The organism is Stenotrophomonas sp., assembly GCF_031995405.1.
Taxonomy (GTDB): Bacteria; Pseudomonadota; Gammaproteobacteria; order Xanthomonadales; family Xanthomonadaceae; genus Stenotrophomonas.
Window position 1 is genome coordinate 1 of sequence record NZ_DAMAGC010000200.1, and the last position, 3,265, is coordinate 3,265.

A 3,265-nucleotide genomic window follows, 5' to 3' on the forward strand; every position below is an offset into this window, starting at 1 on the left:
CGATGCCTTGGTGCGCTGCATGTACCAGCCGTATGGACTGGCCTACTTCTCGTGCCCGCTGTCGCAGCTGTGATGCGGCGGCGCGCGCCGCGCCGCCTCGCGCGCCGATGGCACGCAGCTACGCATGGCGTGGCGCTGCGTGTACGGCGCCCCGTTAGCCGATCACCCGCTTGAACGGCGGTAATGAATCGATGATGCGCTTGCCGTAGCGGCGCGTCAGCAGGCGCGAGTCGAGGATGATCACCCGGCCGGTGTCGGTCGAGGTGCGGATCAACCGGCCGGAGAACTGGGTCAGCGTGCGCAGCGCGTGCGGGATCGCGATCAGGTTGAACGCATTCAACCCACGGCTTTCGAACCACTCACTCAACGTGGAGGTCTGCGGATCGGTCGGCACCGCGAACGGGACCTGGGTGATCACCACCGTGGTGCAGGCCTCGCCGGGCAGGTCCAGGCCTTCGCCGAACGAGTTCAGCCCGAACAGCACCGAGCCCTCCCCGGCCGCGGTACGCCGCAGGTGCTCGTCGATCATCTTCTGCTTGGCGCTTTCGCCCTGCACCAGCACCAGCTTGCGCTGCGCGGCGGGCATCAGCTCGGCCACTTTTTCCATCTTCCAGCGCGAGGTGAACAGCACGATGCTGCCCTTGCCCCAGTCCAGCTCCCGCACCAGGTACTTGGCCACCTCCTTGGGGTGCCCTTCCTTGTCGTCGGGGGTGACCGGGAACGCCGGCACGATCAACTGGGCCTGGTTGGGCAGATCGAACGGCGAGGACAGCGAGACCAGCTCGGCGTCTTCGGGAATGCCGTTGTCGATGGCCAGCGACTGGAAATCGCCGCCGCCGGTGAGCGTGGCCGAGGTCATCACCACCGAATCCACTTCGTCCCACAGCAGCTTGCGCAGCACGTGCGCGGCCGAGATCGGCGAGCCGTGCAGGATCAGGTCGCCATCGCGCGACAGGGTCACCCAGCGCGCCATCGGCGGCTGGCCGTCCTTGTCTTCGCGGCGCCAGGCGGTCCACAGGTTGTGCTGGCCTTCGATCATCTCCAGCGCCATCCCCAGGTTGCGCTGCAGACGCTCCCGCGCGGCATCTTCGGGCTTGCCCTTGGCCACCTGCGCCAGCGCGGCGTGGGCCCAGTTGAATAGGCTGCGGGTGTCGTCGGCGATGGCCTCGATATCGGCCATCCAGATCTCCGGCAGGCGCCCGTTCGGGGCGCGCCACATCGGCTCCTGCGCGCCGGGGTCCGGCCGCCAGCTGCGGTCGATGACATCACGGAACGCCTTGAGCTGCTTGCTGACCTTGGCAGCGGCCTCGATGGCCTCGTTGGGCAGCAGGTTGCCCAGCTTGTCCTTGTCCACGGCGCGGTAGGACGCGGCGATCAGCACCTGCAGGCGTCCGGTGCGCTTGGCCATCTCGTCCAGGGCCAGGCTGGCCGCGCCCTGGTCGATGGCCACGCTGCCGATGTGATGGCCTTCGTCGAGCACCAGCAGCATGTCCGAGGGTGCGGCGATCAGCGGCTGGCCGTTGTCGCTCTCACCGATGGACAGCGCCGACAGCAGCAGCGCGTGGTTGGTGACCACGATCTGCGCATCGCGCACCGTGTTGCGCGAGCGCAGCACCGCGCACTGCGCCGAGAAGGCGCACTTGCGGCCGGCGCAACCCGAGGCCGGCGTGGTGATGCGCGAGCGCAGCGTGTTGCTGATGGTTTCCGGGGCGTTGTCCAGGTCACCGTTCCAGCGCCCTTCCAGGAATGCTTTGCTGAGCTTCTGCGCCAGGTCCATTTCAATCGGCGCCAGCGGCCGGTCGAACAGCGGCTGCTCATCCTCGAACATGCCTTCCTGCGCGCCTTCGCCATGCGCTTCGGCGGCATTGCGCGTGCACAGGTAGCGGGTGCGCCCCTTGGCCAGCGCCACGGTCGCCTCGATACCGGTGGCCTTGAGGAAGTTGGGGATGTCGCGCTCGACCAGCTGCGACTGCAGCGCCACGGTGCCGGTACTGATCACCAGCTTCTTCTTGGTGGCCAGGGCGATCGGTACGCCGGCGGTGAGGTAGCCCAGCGACTTGCCGACGCCGGTGGGCGCCTCGACCACGCCGACGCCACCGCTGTGCGACAGCGCACGCGAGACCACGCCGATCATCTGGCTCTGCGAACGCCGGGTACTGAAGCCGGGGGTATTGGCCTGCAGCTTGGCGTAGGCATCGCGGATGGCGGCCTTCATCTCATCGTTAAGCGCGCGCGGGGCTTCAACTTTTTCGGTCACGCCGGGGGACACCTGCCTGGATCGGCGGCTATTTTCTCACGAGCGGAGGGCGGGAACCGGCGCGGATTTCCGCGCCGGTTCAGATCCGCGATGCAGGTCCGGTGTTCAGCTGGCGGGGGTCTGGTTTCGCGTCCGCAGCGCGCGGGTCATCGCCCACACCAGCAGCACCAGCGCCAGCGCGTCGAACAGGCCCAGCACGAAGTGCGCCCCGCCCAGCCACAACGACAGGGTTTGCACCGATTCGTAATTGCCCTGCTGCACCAGCCACATCGGCACCACGTTGAGCACCAGCCCGGCCACGGCTGTCACCGCCAGCAGCGCCAGCGCCCACAGCGCCACGCTGCGCACCGCCGTGCGCGGGGTGTCGACCACCCACACCACCGAGACCGCCAGGGCGATCAGGATCGGCAGGCGCGTGGCGACCATGCCCAGCACGGACATCATCATCTCAAGGTTCATGCGTTCAATCCTCGCCGGCCAGCGCATTCTCGCCGCGCAATTCGGCATACACCGCGTCGGTCTGCGGACGCACCGCATGCCACTGCAGGAAGCTTTCGGCGGCCTGTTCGACCAGCATGCCCAGCCCGTCCACCACGTTGCGGCAGCCGGCCGAACGCGCCCACGCCATGAAGGCGATGGCCGCCTCGCCGTAGTTGAGGTCCACCGCCGTGGTCATGCTGTTGACCAGCCCCAGCGGCAGCTTGAACTCGGCGTCGCGGTCGCGTCCGGCCGAGGTGGCGTTGATGATCAGCTCGAAGTCGCCCAGCTCGCGGATGTCTTCCCAGTAACGGGTGATCGCCCGGCCCGGCTCGCCCATGGCGTCGATCAGCGCATCGGCGCGTTCGGGGGTGCGGTTGACCACCACCAGTTCCAGGATGCCGGCATCCAGCAGCGCCGGGGCGACGCTGCGGGCCGAGCCGCCAGCACCGATCAGCAGGGTGCGGCGGCCGCGCAGGTCCAGCCCGTGGCGGTCGGTGAGGTCGCGTACCAGACCGATGCCATCGGTGG

At 68.3% G+C, this 3,265-nt stretch carries 2 protein-coding genes and 1 pseudogene; all 3 read right to left on the reverse strand.

What is annotated here, in order from left to right; all coding sequences use genetic code 11:
• Window positions 1-154: 154 nt before the first annotated feature.
• Window positions 155-2,215, reverse strand: coding sequence for an ATP-dependent DNA helicase DinG (gene dinG / locus RTO53_RS19690; protein WP_312239352.1), 2,061 nt, complete (start codon window positions 2,213-2,215; stop codon window positions 155-157).
• Window positions 2,216-2,362: 147 nt separating this feature from the next.
• Window positions 2,363-2,716, reverse strand: a complete 354-nt coding sequence (locus RTO53_RS19695) for a hypothetical protein (RefSeq protein WP_312239351.1) — start codon at window positions 2,714-2,716, stop codon at window positions 2,363-2,365.
• Window positions 2,717-2,720: 4 nt separating this feature from the next.
• Window positions 2,721-3,265, reverse strand: a pseudogene (locus tag RTO53_RS19700) (shikimate dehydrogenase); the annotation flags it as partial.